This window comes from Bartonella sp. A1379B (assembly GCF_002022485.1).
GTDB classification, from domain to species: domain Bacteria; phylum Pseudomonadota; class Alphaproteobacteria; order Rhizobiales; family Rhizobiaceae; genus Bartonella; species Bartonella rochalimae.
Genome location: NZ_CP019780.1, coordinates 118,938 through 139,264, shown reverse-complemented (window position 1 = coordinate 139,264; position 20,327 = coordinate 118,938). Strand labels below are relative to the sequence as shown.

Annotated in this window: 13 protein-coding genes and 1 tRNA gene; 5 read left to right on the top strand and 9 right to left on the bottom strand. The window is 34.6% G+C overall.

What is annotated here, in order from left to right:
* Positions 1–209: 209 nt before the first annotated feature.
* From pgi to BA1379B_RS00600, 3 genes are all read right to left on the bottom strand, one after another.
* On the bottom strand, positions 210–1,856 hold the full coding sequence (gene pgi / locus BA1379B_RS00610) for a glucose-6-phosphate isomerase (protein ID WP_078692285.1): 1,647 nt from the start codon (positions 1,854–1,856) through the stop codon (positions 210–212).
* 189 nt (positions 1,857–2,045) lie between these two features.
* A complete protein-coding gene (locus tag BA1379B_RS00605) occupies positions 2,046–5,180 on the bottom strand; it encodes an efflux RND transporter permease subunit (RefSeq protein WP_035006324.1) in 3,135 nt (1,044 codons plus the stop codon).
* Positions 5,181–5,213: 33 nt separating this feature from the next.
* Positions 5,214–6,320: an efflux RND transporter periplasmic adaptor subunit gene (locus BA1379B_RS00600; protein WP_153574806.1), complete on the bottom strand. Its 1,107-nt coding sequence runs from the start codon at positions 6,318–6,320 to the stop codon at positions 5,214–5,216.
* Between the two features lie 398 nt (positions 6,321–6,718).
* On the opposite strand from BA1379B_RS00600, the gene BA1379B_RS00595 reads away from it, so the two are divergent.
* Positions 6,719–6,795 (top strand) — tRNA-Arg (locus BA1379B_RS00595).
* Between the two features lie 267 nt (positions 6,796–7,062).
* Here BA1379B_RS00595 and BA1379B_RS00590 read toward each other — a convergent pair.
* The gene (locus tag BA1379B_RS00590; RefSeq protein ID WP_236829046.1) at positions 7,063–9,204 is read right to left on the bottom strand and encodes a BID domain-containing T4SS effector; all 2,142 of its coding nucleotides are present in this window, start codon (positions 9,202–9,204) and stop codon (positions 7,063–7,065) included.
* On the opposite strand from BA1379B_RS00590, the gene BA1379B_RS06670 reads away from it, so the two are divergent.
* Together BA1379B_RS06670 and rpsU are read left to right on the top strand one after the other, a co-directional pair.
* The gene (locus tag BA1379B_RS06670; protein WP_153574805.1) at positions 9,203–9,592 is read left to right on the top strand and encodes a hypothetical protein; all 390 of its coding nucleotides are present in this window, start codon (positions 9,203–9,205) and stop codon (positions 9,590–9,592) included. The genes BA1379B_RS00590 and BA1379B_RS06670 overlap by 2 nt on opposite strands.
* Positions 9,593–10,797: 1,205 nt before the next feature.
* Positions 10,798–11,031 carry a 30S ribosomal protein S21 gene (gene rpsU / locus BA1379B_RS00585; RefSeq protein ID WP_035005704.1) on the top strand — a complete coding sequence of 78 codons (234 nt, stop codon included), beginning with the start codon at positions 10,798–10,800 and terminating at the stop codon, positions 11,029–11,031.
* A 357-nt stretch (positions 11,032–11,388) separates the two neighbouring features.
* Here the strand turns inward: rpsU and BA1379B_RS00580 are convergent, their stop codons facing one another.
* Together BA1379B_RS00580 and BA1379B_RS00575 are read right to left on the bottom strand one after the other, a co-directional pair.
* On the bottom strand, positions 11,389–12,762 hold the full coding sequence (locus BA1379B_RS00580; RefSeq protein ID WP_035005703.1) for a glutamate--cysteine ligase: 1,374 nt from the start codon (positions 12,760–12,762) through the stop codon (positions 11,389–11,391).
* Positions 12,763–12,790: 28 nt separating this feature from the next.
* The gene (locus tag BA1379B_RS00575) at positions 12,791–13,573 is read right to left on the bottom strand and encodes a 16S rRNA (uracil(1498)-N(3))-methyltransferase (RefSeq protein WP_078692283.1); all 783 of its coding nucleotides are present in this window, start codon (positions 13,571–13,573) and stop codon (positions 12,791–12,793) included.
* A 233-nt stretch (positions 13,574–13,806) separates the two neighbouring features.
* On the opposite strand from BA1379B_RS00575, the gene BA1379B_RS06770 reads away from it, so the two are divergent.
* Positions 13,807–13,956, top strand: coding sequence for a hypothetical protein (locus BA1379B_RS06770; RefSeq protein WP_167884991.1), 150 nt, complete (start codon positions 13,807–13,809; stop codon positions 13,954–13,956).
* 101 nt (positions 13,957–14,057) lie between these two features.
* On the opposite strand, the gene BA1379B_RS00570 is transcribed toward BA1379B_RS06770, so the two are convergent.
* Complete coding sequence (locus BA1379B_RS00570; RefSeq protein ID WP_078692282.1) at positions 14,058–15,950, bottom strand: AsmA family protein; 1,893 nt, start codon at positions 15,948–15,950, stop codon at positions 14,058–14,060.
* Between the two features lie 323 nt (positions 15,951–16,273).
* On the opposite strand from BA1379B_RS00570, the gene folD reads away from it, so the two are divergent.
* Positions 16,274–17,173: a bifunctional methylenetetrahydrofolate dehydrogenase/methenyltetrahydrofolate cyclohydrolase FolD gene (gene folD, locus BA1379B_RS00565; protein ID WP_078673548.1), complete on the top strand. Its 900-nt coding sequence runs from the start codon at positions 16,274–16,276 to the stop codon at positions 17,171–17,173.
* A 534-nt stretch (positions 17,174–17,707) separates the two neighbouring features.
* Here the strand turns inward: folD and pgl are convergent.
* The gene (pgl, locus tag BA1379B_RS00560) at positions 17,708–18,430 is read right to left on the bottom strand and encodes a 6-phosphogluconolactonase (protein WP_078673547.1); all 723 of its coding nucleotides are present in this window, start codon (positions 18,428–18,430) and stop codon (positions 17,708–17,710) included.
* A gap of 607 nt (positions 18,431–19,037) precedes the next feature.
* Entirely contained in the window at positions 19,038–20,321 is a 1,284-nt protein-coding gene (locus BA1379B_RS00555) for an NAD(P)/FAD-dependent oxidoreductase (RefSeq protein ID WP_078673546.1), read from the bottom strand.
* Positions 20,322–20,327 lie beyond the last annotated feature (6 nt).

Sequence of the window (20,327 nt, the reverse complement as noted above, 5' to 3'; positions counted from 1 at the left end):
GTCATTTTTAACGTTTGATCATTTACATAAAAATTAGTGTTAATTTTTATATATTTTTTCTGTATTTGAGAGTTTTAAATTAATATTATAAGTGCTACGTTATAAGAGTTGTGTAATGTTTATAGTTTTAAGTGATATTTCTATACATTCGATAATTAATCTATTAAAGACTTTTCTATTACACATGCACATACTCAAATTCAGACGTTTTATTTAATACGCCTGTTTTGAATATGCGCTAATAATCCTAATGTTGAGCTATCGTGATCATTATTTTCACCTTCTCCACCAATCATTGGCAATAGTTCATTTGCTAGCTCTTTGCCAAATTCAACACCCCATTGATCAAATGAATTAATATTCATTAAAATGCCTTCAACAAAAATACGGTGCTCATAAAGTGCAATTAAACGACCAAGAGTAAAAGGCGTCAATAAATCTTGAAGCAAAATAATACTAGGTCGATTTCCTTTACAACTTTTATGAAGAGCTAAATTATCCACATCAGTATTATCAGCTCTATGAATAATATGTTGTCGCTCTTTAATATCGCGACCCTTCATCAAAGCTGCTGACTGTGCCAAACAATTAGCCACCAGCATATCATGCATATGACATAAATTTGGCTCATGCCCTTTTGCAAATAAAATAAATTCTACAGGAACGATATCTGTTCCTTGATGTAAGAACTGAAAAAAAGCATGTTGTCCATTTGTCCCTGAAGCCCCCCAAACAATCGGCCCACTTGGAAAATTCATTGGCTTACCATCTAAAAAAACTTGCTTGCCATTTGATTCCATATCAAGCTGTTGTAAATAAGCTGGCAAACGCTCCAAACGCTGCGCATAAGGAACAATAACACGTGATGTATAACCACAAATCACGCGATGCCAGAATCCTAAAAGGGCAAACCGAATAGGAATATTTTGATGTAAAGACGCACTTTTAAAATGTTGATCCATTTGCTGAGCGCCTTTGAGAAATTGACGAAAGTTCTGACCACCTATTGCCAACATAATAACAAGGCCAATTGCTGACCAAACTGAATAACGCCCTCCTATCCAATCCCAAAATCTAAAAATTTTTGATGGAGCTATACCAAATTCTATCACTTTATCGACTGCACTTGATACAGCAACGAAATGCGTTTTTATCGCTTCCTCACCTAAATGCGCACTAATCCATTGACGTGCAACACGAGCATTAAGTATTGTTTCAACTGTAGTAAAAGTTTTAGAGGCAATAACAAATAACGTTGTTTCTGGATTTAAATTAGCAAGAGTGTCAGAAATATGTGCACTATCAACGTTAGAAACAAAATGACAACGTGGACCATTATGATATGGCTTCAAGGCACCCGTAACCATTGCAGGCCCAAGATCAGAGCCCCCAATACCGATATTCACAATATCAAGTATTTTCTCACCACTGCTTCCCTTATAACTTCCATCGCGGACCATTTCAGAAAATGTTTCCATGCGGGAAAAAACAGCTTGAATATCTTGAACAATATTGCATCCATCTAACATAAAAATTTCATCGACAGAAAAACGCAATGCAACATGAAGGGCTGAACGTTGTTCTGTTTTATTAATAATTTCACCAGAAAACATTGCTTTACAACAGTCTAATACATTTGTTGCAACAGCAAGATTATCCAAAAGTCGCAAAGTATTAAATGTTACACCGCACTTTGAAAAATCAAAAAGAAAATCATCAAGTTTTAAAGAAAAATGAGTAAAACGTTGTGCATCTTCTGTAAAATGTTGACGGATATCACAAACCCTATCTTTTATAAGATGCTGTTTTAGTGCCTTCAAAGTCTCATTAAAAGCTTTTTCATTACGAATTATCAATTATATCTCCCTAACCATTGATAATAGAATTTTAAACATTAATGGTAACAAGATAGAAAACTATTCAACTTACTTTTTATTGCATGCTTACAAAATAAAGCTACGCAAAAATAAAAAAGATAAAGTACTAAAATGATATCTTTCAAATAAAAAATTTAAAAATCTATTCACCTTTTATTCTTAAAAAAATCAGTCAATGTGGCTAAGATCGTCTTTTAAACGCAGAGCTTGTTCTGCTTTTGGTTGTACAAAACGTCCAAGTAAGAGATAAACAACTGGCGTCATAAAAAGAGTAAAAATCGTTGCTAGACCTAAACCACCAACAATAACCCATCCTAAAGCTATACGTGCTTCTGCGCCAGCACCTTTTGCTAAAACTAAAGGAATTCCTCCTAAGATAGCGCAAATCATTGTCATACATACTGGGCGAAGACGAATATTTGCCGCATCTTCTACAGCTTCACGCACACTTTTACCTTGCTCACGTAACTGATCTGCAAATTCAACAATTAAAATACCATTTTTTGCCATAACTCCCACCAATAAAATCAAACCAATTTGACTATAAATATTCAGACTAACACCGCTAAAAAGCATAGCAATTACAGCACAACCAAGTCCTAATGGTACAGTAGCTATTATAATAAAACCTGAAATAAAACTCTCAAACTGCGCAGCTAAAACCAACAGAATAATCACAAAGGCGATACCAAAAACACTCATGAAACTAGAAGATGTCTCACTAAGTGTTGCAGCTTCACCCAAAGGAATAATATAATTTCCTTCCACTAATAAAGGAGAAGCAATATTTTCTATAGCTTGATACGCATTTCCCAAAGAAACACCTGGAGCAAGATTTGTACTCAACACAACTGCACTCATACGTTTTTCTCGTTTTAACTGTGGTGCAATAGCTTTTTCATGCAAATTTGCAATAACGGATAAAGGAACATATTTATTGTCTGTAGTTTTAAAAAAAACATTCTCCAGATCAGACGGATCAGTAATGGGGTTCTTACGCGATGTCAGTTTAACATCGTAAGAATGATCATCTACATAAATAGAACCGATCTTTCTTCCATCTAACATTGCTTGTAGCGTATTACTCAAATTAGTAATATCAATACCTAAATCAGAAGCTTTTTCTCGATCAATTTCAATAAAAAATTGTGGTTGTGTTGCATCTACCGTAAGCCGCGGACGAATAAAGCGCGTATCAGATTGCAAAAGCTTAATCAGCTCGCCAGCAATAGATTGTAATTTTGTATAATTATCTCCGAGAATTGCGAATTGTAATCCTTGACCAGTTCCTCGGACTCCTAATGAATTTCCTTGAGCTGCAAATACGAATACTGCCGGAAATGCTTTAACCTTCACATTAATATCTTCTACAATCTCTTGCTGGCTCCGAGAACGTTGATCCCAAGATGAAAGCAACAAAACAAGAAAAGCACTATTAGGTGAACCACCAACTCCAGCAACAGAGTAACTATTAACAATCTCACCAGCATCACGCAAAGGCTCTAAGCTCTCTTCAATCTGCTTCACCTGCTCATTCAAATATTGCACTGAAATCCCTTGTGGCCCATTAATAACTAAAAAAACAACGGCCCTATCTTCTGTTGGTGTTAATTCCTGTTGTAATTTCATGTAGCCTCCAAGACAAAGGCTTGCAAAAACAAACGAAACCAGTACAGCAGTCCAAGGACGTTCTAAACATTTATGTAAACTATAAGCGTAGTTCCTGCTAAAAAAAGTACCTAATTTATCCAAAAGAGCAAAATAATGCGCTTTTTCTTTACTGTCTTCAACATATTGTTTAAGAAAGCGTGAAGCAAGCATAGGACAAAGCGTCAAAGCAACAACTGAAGAAAGCAAAATGGAAATAGCTAAAACAAAACCGAATTCTCTAAAAAGTCCTCCAACCTGTCCAGGAAGAAAAGAAATAGGTACAAAAACAGCAACTAAAGTTAATGTCGTTGCTAAAACAGCAAAAAATACTTCTTGTGTTCCTACTACTGCTGCTGATCGAGATCCTAATCCCATATTACGCCTTCGAACAATATTCTCAAGAACAACAATTGCATCATCCACAACAAGTCCCGTTGCCAAAACAAGTCCTAAAAATGTTAAGATATTCAATGAAAACCCTGCAAGATAAATCGCTGCAATTGTCCCTATAAGAGCAACTGGAATAGACAAAATAGGAATAAGTGTTGCACGAATATCTCTAAGAAAAAGAAAAATAACTAAAATAACACTTAATATAGCGATGGCTAAAGCAACCTCGACTTCATGAAGAGCACTTTGAATAAAAATAGCATCATCACTAAGAATACTCATATGCACAGAGGGAGGCAAAACACCTTTAAGTTGTTCAAGAACCGTGCGAACACCTTTAGAAATATTGAGAGTATTGGATTGCGCTTTACGCACAATCCCTATCCCAATCCCTGTTTTCCCATTAACGCGAAGAATAACTGTTTCCACATCAGGGGATAAAGTAACACGTGCAACATCTCCAAGTTTCACATGAGGCTTTAAGATAACTTGTTCAAAAGCTTCAGGTGTTGTCAAGCGAGCAGTCGCACGTACAATTAAGGTTTGTCTAGAATTGCGCAATGATCCTACAGGAGCATCAGTTGTCATATCAGCAAGAACACGCGAAATATCACCCACAGTCAATCCATAGCTAGCAAGCTTCACTTGATCGACATCAATCTGAAAAATTTTCGTGCGAGCACTATCAACTTGCACATCACCAACACCATCAACAGCAGAAAGCGTATCAATAATTTGATCATTTACAATCGTTGTTAAATCATCAATATTCATTGTTGGTGAAGTCACAACTAAATACATCATCGAAGCAGCATTTGAATCTGCTTTAATAATTAAAGGTGAATCTGCATCTTTTGGTAGAGAATAAGTAATGCGAGAAATAGCATCACGAATATCAGATGCTGCAACATTTAAATCAACACCAACATTAAAATTAATTTGTACACGAGAACGACCAAAAGAAGAAGTTGAAGAAATTGTTTTAACTCCTGAAACACGAGCAACAGCATCTTCTATAACTTTCGTAATTTCACGATCAATTGTTTCTGCTGATGCACTAGAAAAAATTGTCATAATCGTCGTTACTGGAATATCAACATCGGGCAATTCGCGTACATCAACATTCATCCATGCAGAAAGTCCTGCAATTATGATCATAGCATTCACAACAAAAGTGAAAACTGGCCTCCGAATAAATAATGCGATCATACTACCTTGTTCTGGCTCTGTTACAAATTGTTTTGTTTGAAGCTCTTGACTCATTATACATCCCGCTTATTCATTACTCATAATTACTTAATTACTGTTGGAACCTGTTGAGTCTTCAACAATGACACTCTTACCTGGATAAAGCGTTTGCCCCCCTTGTATAACAACTTGATCATCATTCTCTAAAAACGCTTTTACAAACATTTGATCTGTTTTATGCTTAATAATCGATACTGGAATACGTTCTACCTTATCTTCTCTTACACACCATACAAATGCCCCTTTACTATCCCATTGAACCGCCAGGGGATTAATAACAGGAAATACGCCGCTATCGAATTGAAATGTCACAGAAAAAGACATACCAGACATAAGTGTATTTTTTTTATTTTCGATCTCAACTTGAACGCGAAATGTACGGCTTGCAACGTCAACTATATTATCAATCGCATGAATATAACCAACGAAAGTCTCATTCGGCTGTGTTGTTAAAGATACAACTACTTCATCTCCTTTGCTAATGCGTGATACATATCGTTCAGGTACCCATATATCGATTAAAATGCGCTCTCTATTTTCAATACGAGCTATTTCAGTATTAAGAGCAATAGCATTCCCTACATCAATAGGTAAAATACCAACAATTCCATTAATTGGTGTACGAATTGTCCGCCGATCAAGTGCTAATTCAGCATCGCGCAAAGCCAAATTTGCATTATCTAGCTCTAAGCGTGCTGTCAGTTCTTGCACCTCTGTTGCTGTATTAGTAGCACGTAACTTCAGAATACGCGAAAGCGTTAAAGCACTATTATCACGTTGTACCTTAGCTCTTGCAGCGGCTATCTCTTCCTTTTTAGAATCAAGTTTTGCAATCAAATCACCAGCTTGCACTTTTTCTCCAGCTGATACAAAAAATTTATCAATAACACCTACCGACCAAGGAGTTAATCCTACCGCTGCAATAGCTTTTCCGTTGCCAATTAAATTGAGCGTTTCATTAAAATTTTTAACCTGAACAGAATCAACAATAACTTTCGCTGCCGACATATTTGTCGGTGATTTTAGTATTTTATGGGGCACATTTTTTACTTGATTTACTGCATGAGTAGAATTTTCTAAACTGTATTTTGATTTACAATAAGAAATAATCAAAACGAAAGCTAAAAGGACTAATGGAACAGTCTTTTTCCACAATTTGACACCTCTATCCTTGATTTATAATGAATACACACATCTGTATGAAATAATTTTGTGTAATATTTAAGTTTTATCAAAAACCAAATTACAGATAGTGTCTCTTAAACTTTCATCACAAAAACGTATCTCATCTATACTTGACTATCTTTCGTAGATCAGACCGTCAAGTTAACTATCGTTCATATTGGAACTCTATTATGATACAATGATATAAATATTATGGAGAAACTTTCTAGCAATCAAAAAATTACAACAGTATTTAAACAACAATATATAATAAACTAATAGAATATAATGGACTAATAGATAAAAATCTCTATTTTTGCCAAGTTTCACTTGTAATTCGCTAATGAAACAATTAAGAATTCCATATCCTAACTAAAAGAACTGAGTGTGCACCCGTAGCTCAGCTGGATAGAGCACCAGACTACGAATCTGGGGGTCAGGAGTTCGAATCTCTTCGGGTGCACCAATAGGTTTTGTGAATAATATGTTAATTTCGTTTATATTTTTTAAATACTAAAGATAGTGTAATTAAAGGTAAGGAAATAGAATCTTACATTTTCCTTTTTAGCTCATTATAAATTGAAAGTTCTTTCCGAGCTATTTTTTGTTTTGATAAATCCAATACTGACTGAACAAAAAATTATGGTACCTCAGATTATTACAATCGAGATAAATACAAACTTTACACAAATGCTTTGCCCCCATGAATATAAAAAAATAAAAAATGTAAATCTTATATTTGTAATAGATTATGCTCCATTTTTTTCGATTCATGAGCTCTGCTTCTAGTTAGCTGACATACTTTTTGAGCTTTCTTAATAATTTCTGTGACTTTCTGTGCTCTACTGAATGATATACCGACACTTTTAGCGAGCTTCTCATAATCTCTATCATCAAGGGTTTGATACTCCCAAAATGTAAGACGATCTTTGACTTTATCCACAAGACCTGTAATTTCTCTGCAAAGTGAGGGATTGGCATTTAAAGCTTTGATCTGATCTTCTTCAGACATAGAAAGGATATTTTGCACTGCTTGACTAGGCATTTTTATCGCTTGCTGACAACGTTCTTGTTTTTCTTGGTGCTCTTGAAGAATGTGCTCTCTAAGAGAGACTACAATACTTATATAATTATCAAATTCCTGAGTGAGATTAAAGTAATCTTTCTTAGCTTGTTTGCGCCGTGGACTGTCAATACCCAATATTTCCGTACCTGCCAATTTAGACATATATTTAAAAAGACTCATATTCTGTCTGATATACTGTTCACCGAAACCTGAATCTATATTAACAAGATTGATATCAGCATCCAATATTTTCGAGCTTTTATAGACAGATTTTGATAAAGTTTTGATTTTTTGTCGACTCTTTTGAACGAAAATATTACCTGCAATTCTTGCAACAATTTCTTTTTCCGTCAAAGGAGCTACTTTTTCTTCTGGAATAAGAATATTCTCAAAGTTTTCTGGCACAGAAGCTCTAAAAGTAAGTTTGTCACCAAGCCGTAATGCTGTTAATGTTTCTGGTGCAAAATAATCTTTTTTGCATATAACATACTTATCATTTATCATGAGCATGATGGAATCTGGGCTATAACCTTTACAAATACCCGTATAGGTAGAACCTTCATTTGGCACTACAATAACCCTATTTATCACCTTTGCATACTCATCAAAAGATCCCGCATTCCTTATGGCATTCATGAATTCTCTTAAAACATCCACTTTTTCTGGATTGGAGATATCTTCAAATAGATGACACATAGGAGTGATATTGCCTACAGCTCTGCCATCACGTGGTAACGCAGCATTATTAGCAGATCGCATGCGTTGTTCTGTTACAACCGAGAAGTCAAGCCTATACCCTGCTGCTTCGGCTATTTGTTCCATAAATATCCGTTGTGCACATCCATTTCCAACTGCAAAAGGTCTTAAATTACTAAACAAAGCAAATATCATCGATGCTTCATAAACAAACTCTTTATGTGATAAACCTTTCAAATTATTCTTTTCGGCTAGTATTTGATCGATTCTCTCTAAACCGTCTTTAATTTTATTATTGACTGGCACCGTGGTAACTGTGCCATCTAAAAATGTAAATGGAATATCACAGGTATGCCCAGCCCATTCGAACGTTTTCTCAAACAAACATTTATGAAGATATTTTAGATAAGATGAATCAAACTTTTCTGGTAGCGGTTCTTTTTTAAGCCTGTACTCTGCTTCTAATACATCATAGGCACATATATCTTGAAACTCTATGCCCTGCAATTCATATTTATTTTTCAGCGTTAAACTATTAGCATAGATATAGCCATTTAGCAAAACCTCATCCACCGGAATATTAAATTTCTTCCGTGTAAGATCTCTGAATAACAAATAATCTCTAAGTAAAAAATCACTAGATGAATCAAACTTTCCTGGTAGCTGTTCTTTTTTAAGCCTGTACTCTGCTTCTAATACATCATAGGCACATATATCTTGAAACTCTATGCCCTGCAATTCATATTCATTTCTCAGCGTTAAACTATTAGCATAGATATAGCCATTTAGCGAAACCTCATCCACCGGAATATTAAATTTCTTCCGTGTAAGATCTCTGAATAACAAATAATCTCTAAGTAAAAAATCACTAGATGAGAGATCATCGCGTAAAAAACTATCAGCTGCAGTCACATACCTCTTTATAAAGGCAAACTCCTCAGGAAGAATGTAAAGCCCATTAATCATATATACGTTGATAGACATCTCTACAGACTTTCGTAGTTCCTTTTGAGAAATATCTATCGACTCTGTACTCGATTTATTGTCTATACTAATCACTCCGTTTTCGTACTTCTGTGATGTAGAAGCTTTAGAACTAGGAGATTTTTCCATGCACACCTCAAACGATCAGTGCACACCTCAAACGATCAGTGCACACCTCAAACGATCAGTGCACACCTCAAACGATCAGTGCACACCTCAAACGATCAGTGCACACCTCAAACGATCAGTGCACACCTCAAACGATCAGTGCACACCTCAAACGATCAGTGCACACCTCAAACGATCAGTGCACACCTCAAACGATCAGTGCACACCTCAAACGATCAGTGCACACCTCAAACGATCAGTGCACACCTCAAACGATCAGTGCACACCTCAAACGATCAGTGCACACCTCAAACGATCAGTGCACACCTCAAACGATCAGTGCACACCTCAAACGATCAGTGCACACCTTTCAGCTTTTTTAAAACTTAACGATTATTATTTACAGTAATAAATACAAAGTGTTTTAAATATCGTTTAACTTATTGTCAATATGTTTTTTATTATAAAAAATATTAATTATATATTTAGAATGATTAATAGCTTTTGTTTCTAAACCAATTATATAGAGATCAATTTTTAGATAATGAATGCCTTGGCAAAAAATCATTTTAAAAACAATTAAATTAGAACAAAGCAAACATAACTTTTATGAACATTGGATGTAGATTTTAAGAAAATATCTAAAATATAAGATCAGAAAAAAAGATATTATCACCTTATTATTAATGATTTTTCAAATATAAAACTGGTTTTTAGATTAACTATTGCTTGGAGATTTAACACTATCTGTTATTTTTGGATTTTCAAAATAATCCCGAGATCTGTTCTATTGTTTTAAAAGAGTCACCGATCATTTAAGAAGTGCTTACGCTATCACTTTTTCCATATACTTAAAAAATACAGATATATCCTATGATCACCAGAAAACATATAATTCCGGAAAATATGATGAGTTCTTTATCTTAAACTTTCATGACAAAATTTTCCAATTAACACATAATTTTTAGACATACGTTTCATTTACTGCATTGCATAATGAATTGCTATTTTTTCTTAAGTGTGTTGGAGTAAGCTCCATCTGAATTTCGTAACAAATTAAAATCTATTCTTATGCGCAGATTATCACCTTCCGATATCTGCAAAATCATAATGCTGATCCAATCTCCACCAATCTTTCCAATATCATAACAACAGCTACTCATGGCATTGAAACAAATAATAAACAACTTTTCAACAGCCGTTATATCCGTAGAAAATGTTTACCGTTCTCCCTTGTTGTTCTTGTACAAATAAAACAGTCAAAAGAATTGACCCTCCAACGCTAATTGATCGAACAACAAGAGTATGATTATATCATCAACATGTAAGTTAATATAGCAAAGTATTGCTTCTATTATTATCATTTAAGATAAAATGAAGTTATTATCAGGATAAAAATGACAAAAATTGTATTACAAACCTAGTCATACCCTAGAAAGAAAAGTACGTTAGCAAATGATAGCAAAAAGAATAGAGTTTTTGAAAAGCAATATAGACAAGCATCCTATTTATATGGTATATACTTTGTTCTATCTGATCTTTTGACCTAATAGTTTTAAGAGATTTTGGTTATTGCTTATTTATTTTTAATATTAAAACAAAGTAGGATAAGTTGTGCAGGTACTCGTTCGTGATAATAATGTTGAGCAAGCATTGCGTGCGTTGAAAAAAAAGATGCAGCGTGAAGGTATCTTTCGTGAAATGAAGATGCGTGGATACTACGAAAAACCATCAGAAAAGCGTGCTCGTGAAAAAGCAGAGGCTATTCGCCGCACACGTAAACTTGCTCGTAAACATGCACAAAGAGAAGGGCTGATCAGTGGCAGTCGTACTTGTTCTGCGCGATAAGCCTATTTTTATTGATATAATACAGTAGTTTAACTGAAAACATAAATAAGTGTGGAAGTTTGTGCGTAACTGCTTTTGTAATGCAAACTGTTTTATTTTAATGGCTAAGTATTATAAAATAATTTGGTTATTTTTTAGGAAATCATTACACTCATCTTATAGGACAAAGTAACTATATGCAAAGTATTCTTTATGATTCTTTGTGTCGGTAGAGTTTTATATCCCTATTTTTTATATGAACATTATACATATAAATCTGAATCGTTCAGATATAAGGCTGTGCTGAAACTAAATATAAAAAATAATAATTATACTATGTAGATTATTAACAAAAAGAGCTTTTTGATTTTAAATAATTTAATAAGCATACTCTAAGAATACTGGCTCCACAGACCTACCCCAAATAGAGTGATAATTAGATAAAAATTTATCAGCATTTGTTCTTCCCATTGCTACCACTTCCTCCAAAGGAGCTAGAAAATCTGTCTCATCAAAACCGTCAATATCATACTGATGGCGATTTTTTAAACCTTTACGTGAAATAGCAAGGGCATGACGTGCTAATTCTAAAATTATAGTCTGACGAAAAGGTGTTTTTAGCCCCTCTTTAGCAACGCGTGTATACATTTCTAAAACTTCTTCAAAGCACCAATCTTTCGTCAAAGCCTCTGCTTCATTTAGTGCCTCACTATCATAAAGAAGACCAACCCAAAAAGCAGATAATGCACAAATATGCTGTAAAGAACCACCATCAGCGCCTCTCATTTCCAAAAAGCGTTTTAACCGTACTTCTGGAAATAAAGTCGATAAATGATTAATCCAATCTCCTATCGTCGGTGCGAAATTCGCAATCTGCCTTCTTAAAGCTCCATTCATAAATTGGCGAAAAGTTATATGCGTACAATCATAATAATGCCCATCACGCACAACGAAATACATTGGTATATCAAGTGCCCATTCAACGTAATCAGAAAAACCAAAATACTCAGAAAATACGAAAGGGAGTATTCCTGTTCTCTGATTATCAGTATTATGCCAAACATGAGAACGCCAAGATAAAAAACCATTCGGGCGCCCCTCAGTAAAAGGGGAGCTAGCAAATAATGCTGTTGCAATAGATTGTAACTTCATTGCTACTTGCATTTTGCGTCGCATATCAGTCTCAGATGAAAAATCAAGATTCACCTGAATAGTTGCTGTTCTATACATCATATCAAGACCGTTATGACCAACTTTTGGCATATAATTGGTCATAATTTGGTAACGTGATTTGGGCATTCTTGGTGTTTCATCCAATGTCCATTTTGGACTAGCTCCCATACCTAAAAAACCAATACCTAGCGGCTGTGAAATTTTTTTGAGAAGCTCTAAATGCTTCATGACTTCACAGTAAGTATGACCAATTGTTTTCAGGGGTGCCCCAGATAACTCAAACTGTCCCCCAGGTTCTAAAGAAATAGCGCCTTGATCTACTGATCCTAGGATTCCAATAATATTCCCTTCATCTAAAATAGCCTCCCATCCTAAAGCTCCTTGCATTTTTTCCAATAACACTCGGATTCCTCTTGCGCCTTCATATGGAACAGGACGCAAACTATCTAAATAAAATGGAAACTTTTCATGTTCTGTACCGATACACCAATCATCCTCTGTTTTACAGCCCTCTTCGAAATAACGGACTAAAGAATCTAAGCCGTTAATTTCACTTTCATCAGTTGTATCAAGTGCCATAAATTATTTATCCTATTATCTAAGTATACTATTTCAATGAATTGTTTTGAATGATATTGCAAGTCTCTTGACCAATTGACCAATCCCCCATCGTAGCATTAACAAGAGTTAGTGCAGCAACAGCTGCGGTGTCAGCACGCAAAATACGCGGGCCTAATGATACAGAAAATACAAAAGGATATTTCTTTAAAAAAACTCGCTCCTCTTCACTAAAACCACCTTCTGGACCAATAAGAACGCCCAAAGGCTTTGTTCCATGCTTTCTTAAAAGAGGAATTGGATTATACGATTCGTTCAATTCATCACAAAAAAATAAAGCATGCGTTTTATCCCAATTTTCTAAAAATGTTTCTAATGATACAGCAGGTGCACATTTCGGCAAAGATAAAATACCGCATTGTTCAGAAGCTTCTATAATATTGGCCTTAATACGGGCCATATTAATACGAGTAACTTGTGTGTGATGGGTTATAACGGGATATAAAACAGATACCCCCATTTCTACAGCTTTTTGTATCACATAATCCAAACGCATATGCTTAAGGGGAGCAAAGCAATAAAAAAGATCCGAATGTATTGGCTGCAACCTCTCTTGACGTATAAGACGAGCCACCACAATTTTTTTTTTAATAAAAAGAAGTTTGGCAAGCCATTCACCATCCTGTCCATTAAAAAGCAAAATCTCAGCGCCTTCTTTCATACGCAAAACATGTATAAGATAAGAAGCTTGTTGCCCCTCTATTACTATTTCTTCGTTTAAAGCCAATAATTGCCGAACAAATAGTCTTTTCAATTTATAATTTGCACGCATAAAAAGTTTTTACCAGAGCTTTTTAAAATCGTCAAAAGAGTGCAGCAATAAAGAATAATCAATAAAAAATAAAATCTATAAAAACTAAATTATGAAAGAAAGATAAAATTTTTTTACTTTTATAAGATATAGCTGGAACAAATAAAATGTTAAACGATTTTTAGTTTCATAAAAATTCATAATTAATAATAACAGTATTGTACTGATAAACCACCTTGTAATTGGAGAGAAATATGTCTGTTCAAAAGGCTACAATTATCACTATTACCTCAATTCTAGCCTTTATTCTAGTTACTATAGGAATTAGTTCAGTTGGAGCAGATGAGACTTGCGCAATTATCCAAGATGGCTACTGTATTTCTACTCACTTCAGTACAATGTAGATACATTAGCATAAATAGACACGTAAGTATATTCTTAAAATTTTATATAAAACAATATTTCCTAAATATTCCTCACATTACCACCTAATAATGAAAAAATACTAATTTTCATGAATATTTTTCTTGACGAAAAAATTACCGAAAATTTTCTCTGTGGGACTGAATGAAAAAATTAAAGGTTGTACAAGACTGTTATTGAGACACTCAATATCTTTGCATATAGTCTCTGAACGATTATTTTTCTGCAATTTTGCTCGTAATATCAAATCATTCTGTCCATTCTTAGTGTCAAAAGTTTCTATAGCTCTATGAATAAACAAATTCCAATCTTTAGTATGCATTAATGCTTCTGTTACAGATATTGTACCATCTAACAATTTCGCCTTAATATCCAAACGATCAAAATCTATTGAATGCTTCTGATCATACGTTAAAAGAAACTGTTCATTTTTTGAAAGTTTATTTTGCAAATCATTCAGATTATGCCCTATCACTTGACCAGAAAACATATTCAATGTTAACTGCCCTTGCATCTGAGTAAGAATTTTTGGCCAGCAACCAGGAAACATCTGCATTGTCATAATGAAGTTGGTTTTTGCTTGTAAAAGTGGAAAAAGTCCTAAAGCTAATGAAATAGCATGCGCATCAACAGAAGTGCCCGTAGCACTTCCTTTAATGTTTGCTCTTTTACCATCTGGAATAATCTGGATGTTACTTTGAATAGAACCACCAAAAATATTTACATTTCCAAGATCAAAAATGCCATGTCCATTTTTAATTTGGATTACTGCAGCCAAATCGGTTAATGCAATACCACCTATTTTTGCTTGTGGGGCGGAAAGTCGTATATCTAATCCTATACGATTTAAAAAAGCGACATCAAAAAATTCATTTTTCTGTTCAGAGCAAAAAAGTAACAATTTCAAAATATCAAAATCAAGCTTATCAAAACCTAAAGACCCCATGAGAACAGGTACGTGATTTTTAAAATCAAATTTTAAGGCTCCACGTGCATTTGCTGTGCCCATTGTAAATATAACATTGCTCATTCGGACATGTGCCGGCTGTGCTAAAAAATCAGATTCCCATACAATAGGCATCTTTAACCCATGCCCCCAAAGCTGATTACCACCAATCCATGCGACTGTCTGATCCCAACCAGGAGAACGCAGCGAAACCTTCCCATCAAAAATATAATATTCAGATAACCGTGCCTGTCCCTTAAAAGTTATACCACCACGCACAGAATTGAAACTCACCTGAAGTGAGCTTTTTCCTCCTGCTAAAAGCAACAAAGCTTGATCAGCATTAATGAATAATTCGGTCAGCTCTCCATGCCAACGAGCTTTTGCACGAAACTGCATTGCCTGTGTTAATCCAGGCCAATCTATTGATGCATTTAATCCTGTTATTTGTTCCATTACAACAGAAGCATCATCACGATACATCAATGTACCATTTTCAATAACAATACGCCCAAAAGGTTGATTTAAAAGGCTCGCTACATCTGGATTATCAGGATTACGCTTAATAATTTCACGAGCACTCTGTATTGCCAAACCGAATGCACCTTGTGATCGCAAAAGTGTATCAAAAAAATCAGATATCGTTTTAGCAGGTTTATCCATAATAAATTTTGGATACATAATTCGTGTTTCTGAAAAAGAAATACGCCCCCAAAGAAGAGAAACCAAAGAAAGATCAACTTCTATCGATTCTACTTCCATTAAAGGTGCAGCTAAAGATGCAGCACTTTCCATTTTTGGTGTTAAAGTAACTCCTGAAAGAAATGCTTTTGGATAAGGAAAAATTTTCAATTTTGGAAGATCACGTAATTGAACACTATAGCCAGTCCATACGCTTAAATCCTGTGCCAAACGGATACGAATCGCGTCTGTTGATACAATATAGGGCACAATAATAACTGCAGCCCCAACTAAAAAAACAATTGCGATAAAAATTCCACTTAAAAATTTTATTATTTTAATGCGCACAATTTTCCTCTAAGCTTTCGTTCTTATCACAAACTAAAATCAAATAAAATGAAAGTTCAGAAAATTTTTTAGGATCTTGAAATCTATTTATATATATTAAAAGTTGAATTATTTCCATTTTTATCGAAATCTTATTGGAACAGAGATATTATTATCTTTTCATCAAACAATTCATTTTAAATACCTTCATCATGTTAAAAAAACACATAAGAACCGTTGAGCCGCTTTTTTTATTCCAACTTAAACATTGCTATAAAACTCTATTTTATAATCAGTAAATGCTTTATACAAAACCAAATAGCCTTATCGAAAGGATCCCTCTTATGGATAATATTATTGATGGCAAAAAACTTGCCGAAGACATTCTTGTCAAAGTTAAAAATGAGACAGAAAAACTCTACAATAATTATAAAATACAACCTGGTATCGCTGTTATTATTGTAGGAGACGACCCCGCAAGCCAAATTTATGTTTCATCAAAAAGTAAAAAGGCTGAAGAATGCGGCTTTCTTTCAGTCAAACATGTGATGCCCAAAGAAACAAAAGAAAAAGAGCTTCTTCAGCTTATCGAAACATTAAATTCTGATCCTAAAATCCATGGCATTTTGGTGCAACTGCCTCTCCCTACTCACATCAATACAAACAATATAACACAAACTATCGCTGTCGAGAAAGATGTTGATGGTTTCCACTATATAAATATAGGAAAACTTGCAGCAAACATCTTCGAAGACACAATCGTTCCTTGCACACCAGCTGGGATCTTGATGATGATTCAACAAAAATGTGGCAAAGATTTATCCGGTCTTGATGCCGTCATCGTCGGACGATCTAATATTGTTGGCAAACCCATGGCGGCCCTCTTAACAGCCGTCAATGCCACAGTAACAATTGCGCATAGTCGTACCCGTGATCTTGATGAAGTGTGCCGTAGTGCTGATATTTTAGTAGTAGCTGTTGGTCGTCCAAGGTTGATTAAAAAGGAATGGGTTAAAAAAGGAGCAGTTATTATCGATGTTGGTATTAATCGAATTGAAACATCAGAAAAAAATACAATGAAACCCCGTATTGTTGGCGATGTTGATTTTGAAGAAGTTAGGGAAATAGCTACTGCCATAACTCCTGTGCCAGGAGGTGTTGGCCCTATGACCATTGCCATGCTTATGGTCAATACGCTTAAGGCTGCCGCCCGAACCCATAAATTACCTGTACCAGAATTCTAAAAATTTTACGCACCTTTATTACATGAATAATAAATTTTTATATTTTAATAATGCTATAATAGAAAATATTTTTGAGCTGCACAGCGTACTGATATTCATATATAATGCACGTATATTTATGCTATATCTATTATTAAAAGATCTTACGATATGATATTCCGACGTTCAATTACCTGATTACCTGCAATGATTAAATAATCCTATAAACATCACAGAAAATCGCATTACCGCTCTCCATCAACACAACAGAAATATCATCAAAAGTGTTTAATGCTATAAGAGATGGATTGTTGTTGGATACTTTGAATATATAATCATCTGCAGCGCAATCATTTCCACCAATAATACATTGAGAGAAGTTTTCTTTGCATCTCAAGCTAAAGAAGATTTCAGCGCCAGCATAAAATGCTAACAAACACCTTACTTAACCATAGAAATTGTTTTTGAAAAAATATCTCTATTTCTTATTAACTTGCATATTTAATTGTCAGAAAAAGCATTTCATTTTACGATATTTTCATTATTTTTTACTTCTTATATTTCATCTTCGGCAGGTGAGCAGTAGACTTGAATCAGGTGACGGGCATGCTGCAAAACTGCTCGGATAGGCATTTCCATTTCAGATCCATTTTGACAAGCTTCTTCGAAACAAGCATATTTTTGAGCCCCTTCAAAATGAAGAGCAATAAAACGAGATTGAATTATAACCGGCAAAGTCAATGTCAATCTTGGTTCAATAGCACTCCTAGCATAAATAGGTAAAACAAGTGCTTGTGATTGGAGATCAAGGGCTTGCTCTAAACGATCACTATCTGGAAAAAAAGAAGCAGTATGTCCATCAATACCCATTCCTAAAACAGTAACATCAAACGGCATAGGCAAAGTGTTCACACGATTAGCCGCTGAAAAAGCCGCAAGCTCAGCAGTCACTGCTTTATGATAAAGTCCTACGAAACGTGCTTTAGCAGCAAAATTTTGTAACAAATAACGCCGTACACAATACTCATTTGAACGCTCATCGCTAACAGGGACAAAGCGTTCATCAACCAAAGTTATAATAACATTTTGCCAATCAATATCAACTTTCGACAAATAATGAAAAAACAGCTCTGGTGTTTTTCCACCAGAAACAGCTAAAATTGCTTGTTTACGCTCAAGAATAGAGATGCTAAGCTCTGCTGCAACCCTATCCGTTAACGCCAATGCTAAAGCAGAAGGTGTTTCAAAATTTAAACGGTTGATATTCATTTCATACATTATTATCATCCCAAATAAGTTATTCTACACGCACCTATCACGTTCATTCAAAATAGTTAAAATAAATATCCTCTCAATGAACGAGAATTTGCTCATGCATAGAAGGGCTGATTGTCTTTCATTCTTTAAGAATTGGGTCAATCCAACATCCAATAACTTCATCACAATGCACAAAAAATGTTTTATTTTGCATATAACCCCAATCAATAAGCGTTCACAAACGCTAGAAATTATTCTCAGAAAACGCATCTGAAAATTCAGATTTCATGATATATAATAAAACTACAGATTTATTGAAACTGAATCCTTCATTATCAAATTATAGATAACTATTTAACCGATTAGAATTTTTTTACATGCATATGAAAAGTATTATGAAAAATAAGTTATAAAATCACAGAAAATTTAGACATATTCTTATCTATCTATAAATAAAAATTGTCTTCGTTTATAAAAAATTATTCATCATAATCTTACGAACTATAATGTTTCTCTATCACTTACCTCTTTTCATAAATCATATAAATATAGTCTTACAAAAACCATACTACAAAGCAGATAGACACGAAATAAATCATTAACTTTCTTCATTTCAAATCATGACTAATTAAAAACGATCCATCAACGAAAACCAATTCATAGCTAAAAATATAAGTGGATAACGCAAAAATTTTCCACCTGGAAAAGAAGAAATTTTTAAATCTTGAAAATATGCAAAACGCTCATGCTTTCCAGACAACCATTCAGCATATAATTTCCCTATAAAGGGGGCCAGCATAACCCCATGTCCTGAATATCCTCCACAATAAGTAAAACCTGGCATAATTTGGCGAACATAAGGCATACGTTCAACTGTAATAGCTACTGTCCCCCCCCAACAATGAGTTAAATTTATAAACCGTAATTGAGGATAAATTTCAATAATTTGCCGATATATACGCTCATTTAAGTTAGCCGGATACCGATGATCATAACTTTCTACTCCCCCAAATAATAAGCGATTATCAATACTTTTGCGAAAATAACGAACCATGAAACGAGAATCATCTACAGCTTCACCGTTTGAAAGAATTGAACTATGTTTTGGTAATGGCTCTGTCGCTCCAATATATGAGCGAATAGAAACAATATTCTTCTCAACAAAATGTTGGAGCCCAAGTTTATAGGCATTGGTTGCTAATAAAACATTCTCAGCCGTAATGTTCGCCAACTCTGTTCTTACTACATACTGATTTCTCTTTCGTTCTATCCCTGTTACTTGGGTTTTTTCATAAAGTTTAGCACCAGCCTCTTTTGCTTTTTTTGCCAACCAAACAACAAATTTTAAAGGATTGATATGACCAGTTTCTGCATCATAGAGACCACCATGATAAAAAGATGAGCCAAGTCGCTCAGCGGTTTCATTTTTATTCATAAAAGTAAGGTTAGAATAACCATAACGCTGTAATGTCTCAACATGCTGCTGATAAGTTATAATTTCACGTTTTTTATGGATAACTGAAAGCTGCCCTATCATAAAATCAATTTTACAATCAGGCCTACTACACCAAGAAAAAATATCTTTTTTAGCTTCTTCAGCTAAATCAAACAGTGCTTTACTTCTTTCAAAACCGTATTTTTTCTCTAACGTTTCTACCCATTGTCGTTGCCCTGTCCCCAATTGCCCCCCATTCCTTCCAGAAGCTCCATCGCCAAAACGTGAAGCCTCACATAAAATAACACTAACTCCATTTTTAGCTAAGTGATAAGCAGCTGAAAGCCCGGTAAAACCACCTCCAATAATAACCACATCACACTGTGCTTGTTCGTCAACGAATGGATACGAAGGACGTTCTTTTAAAGTATCTTCATACCAAGAATGTCCAGGAGAAACGGGATTATAATCACTCATAATAGA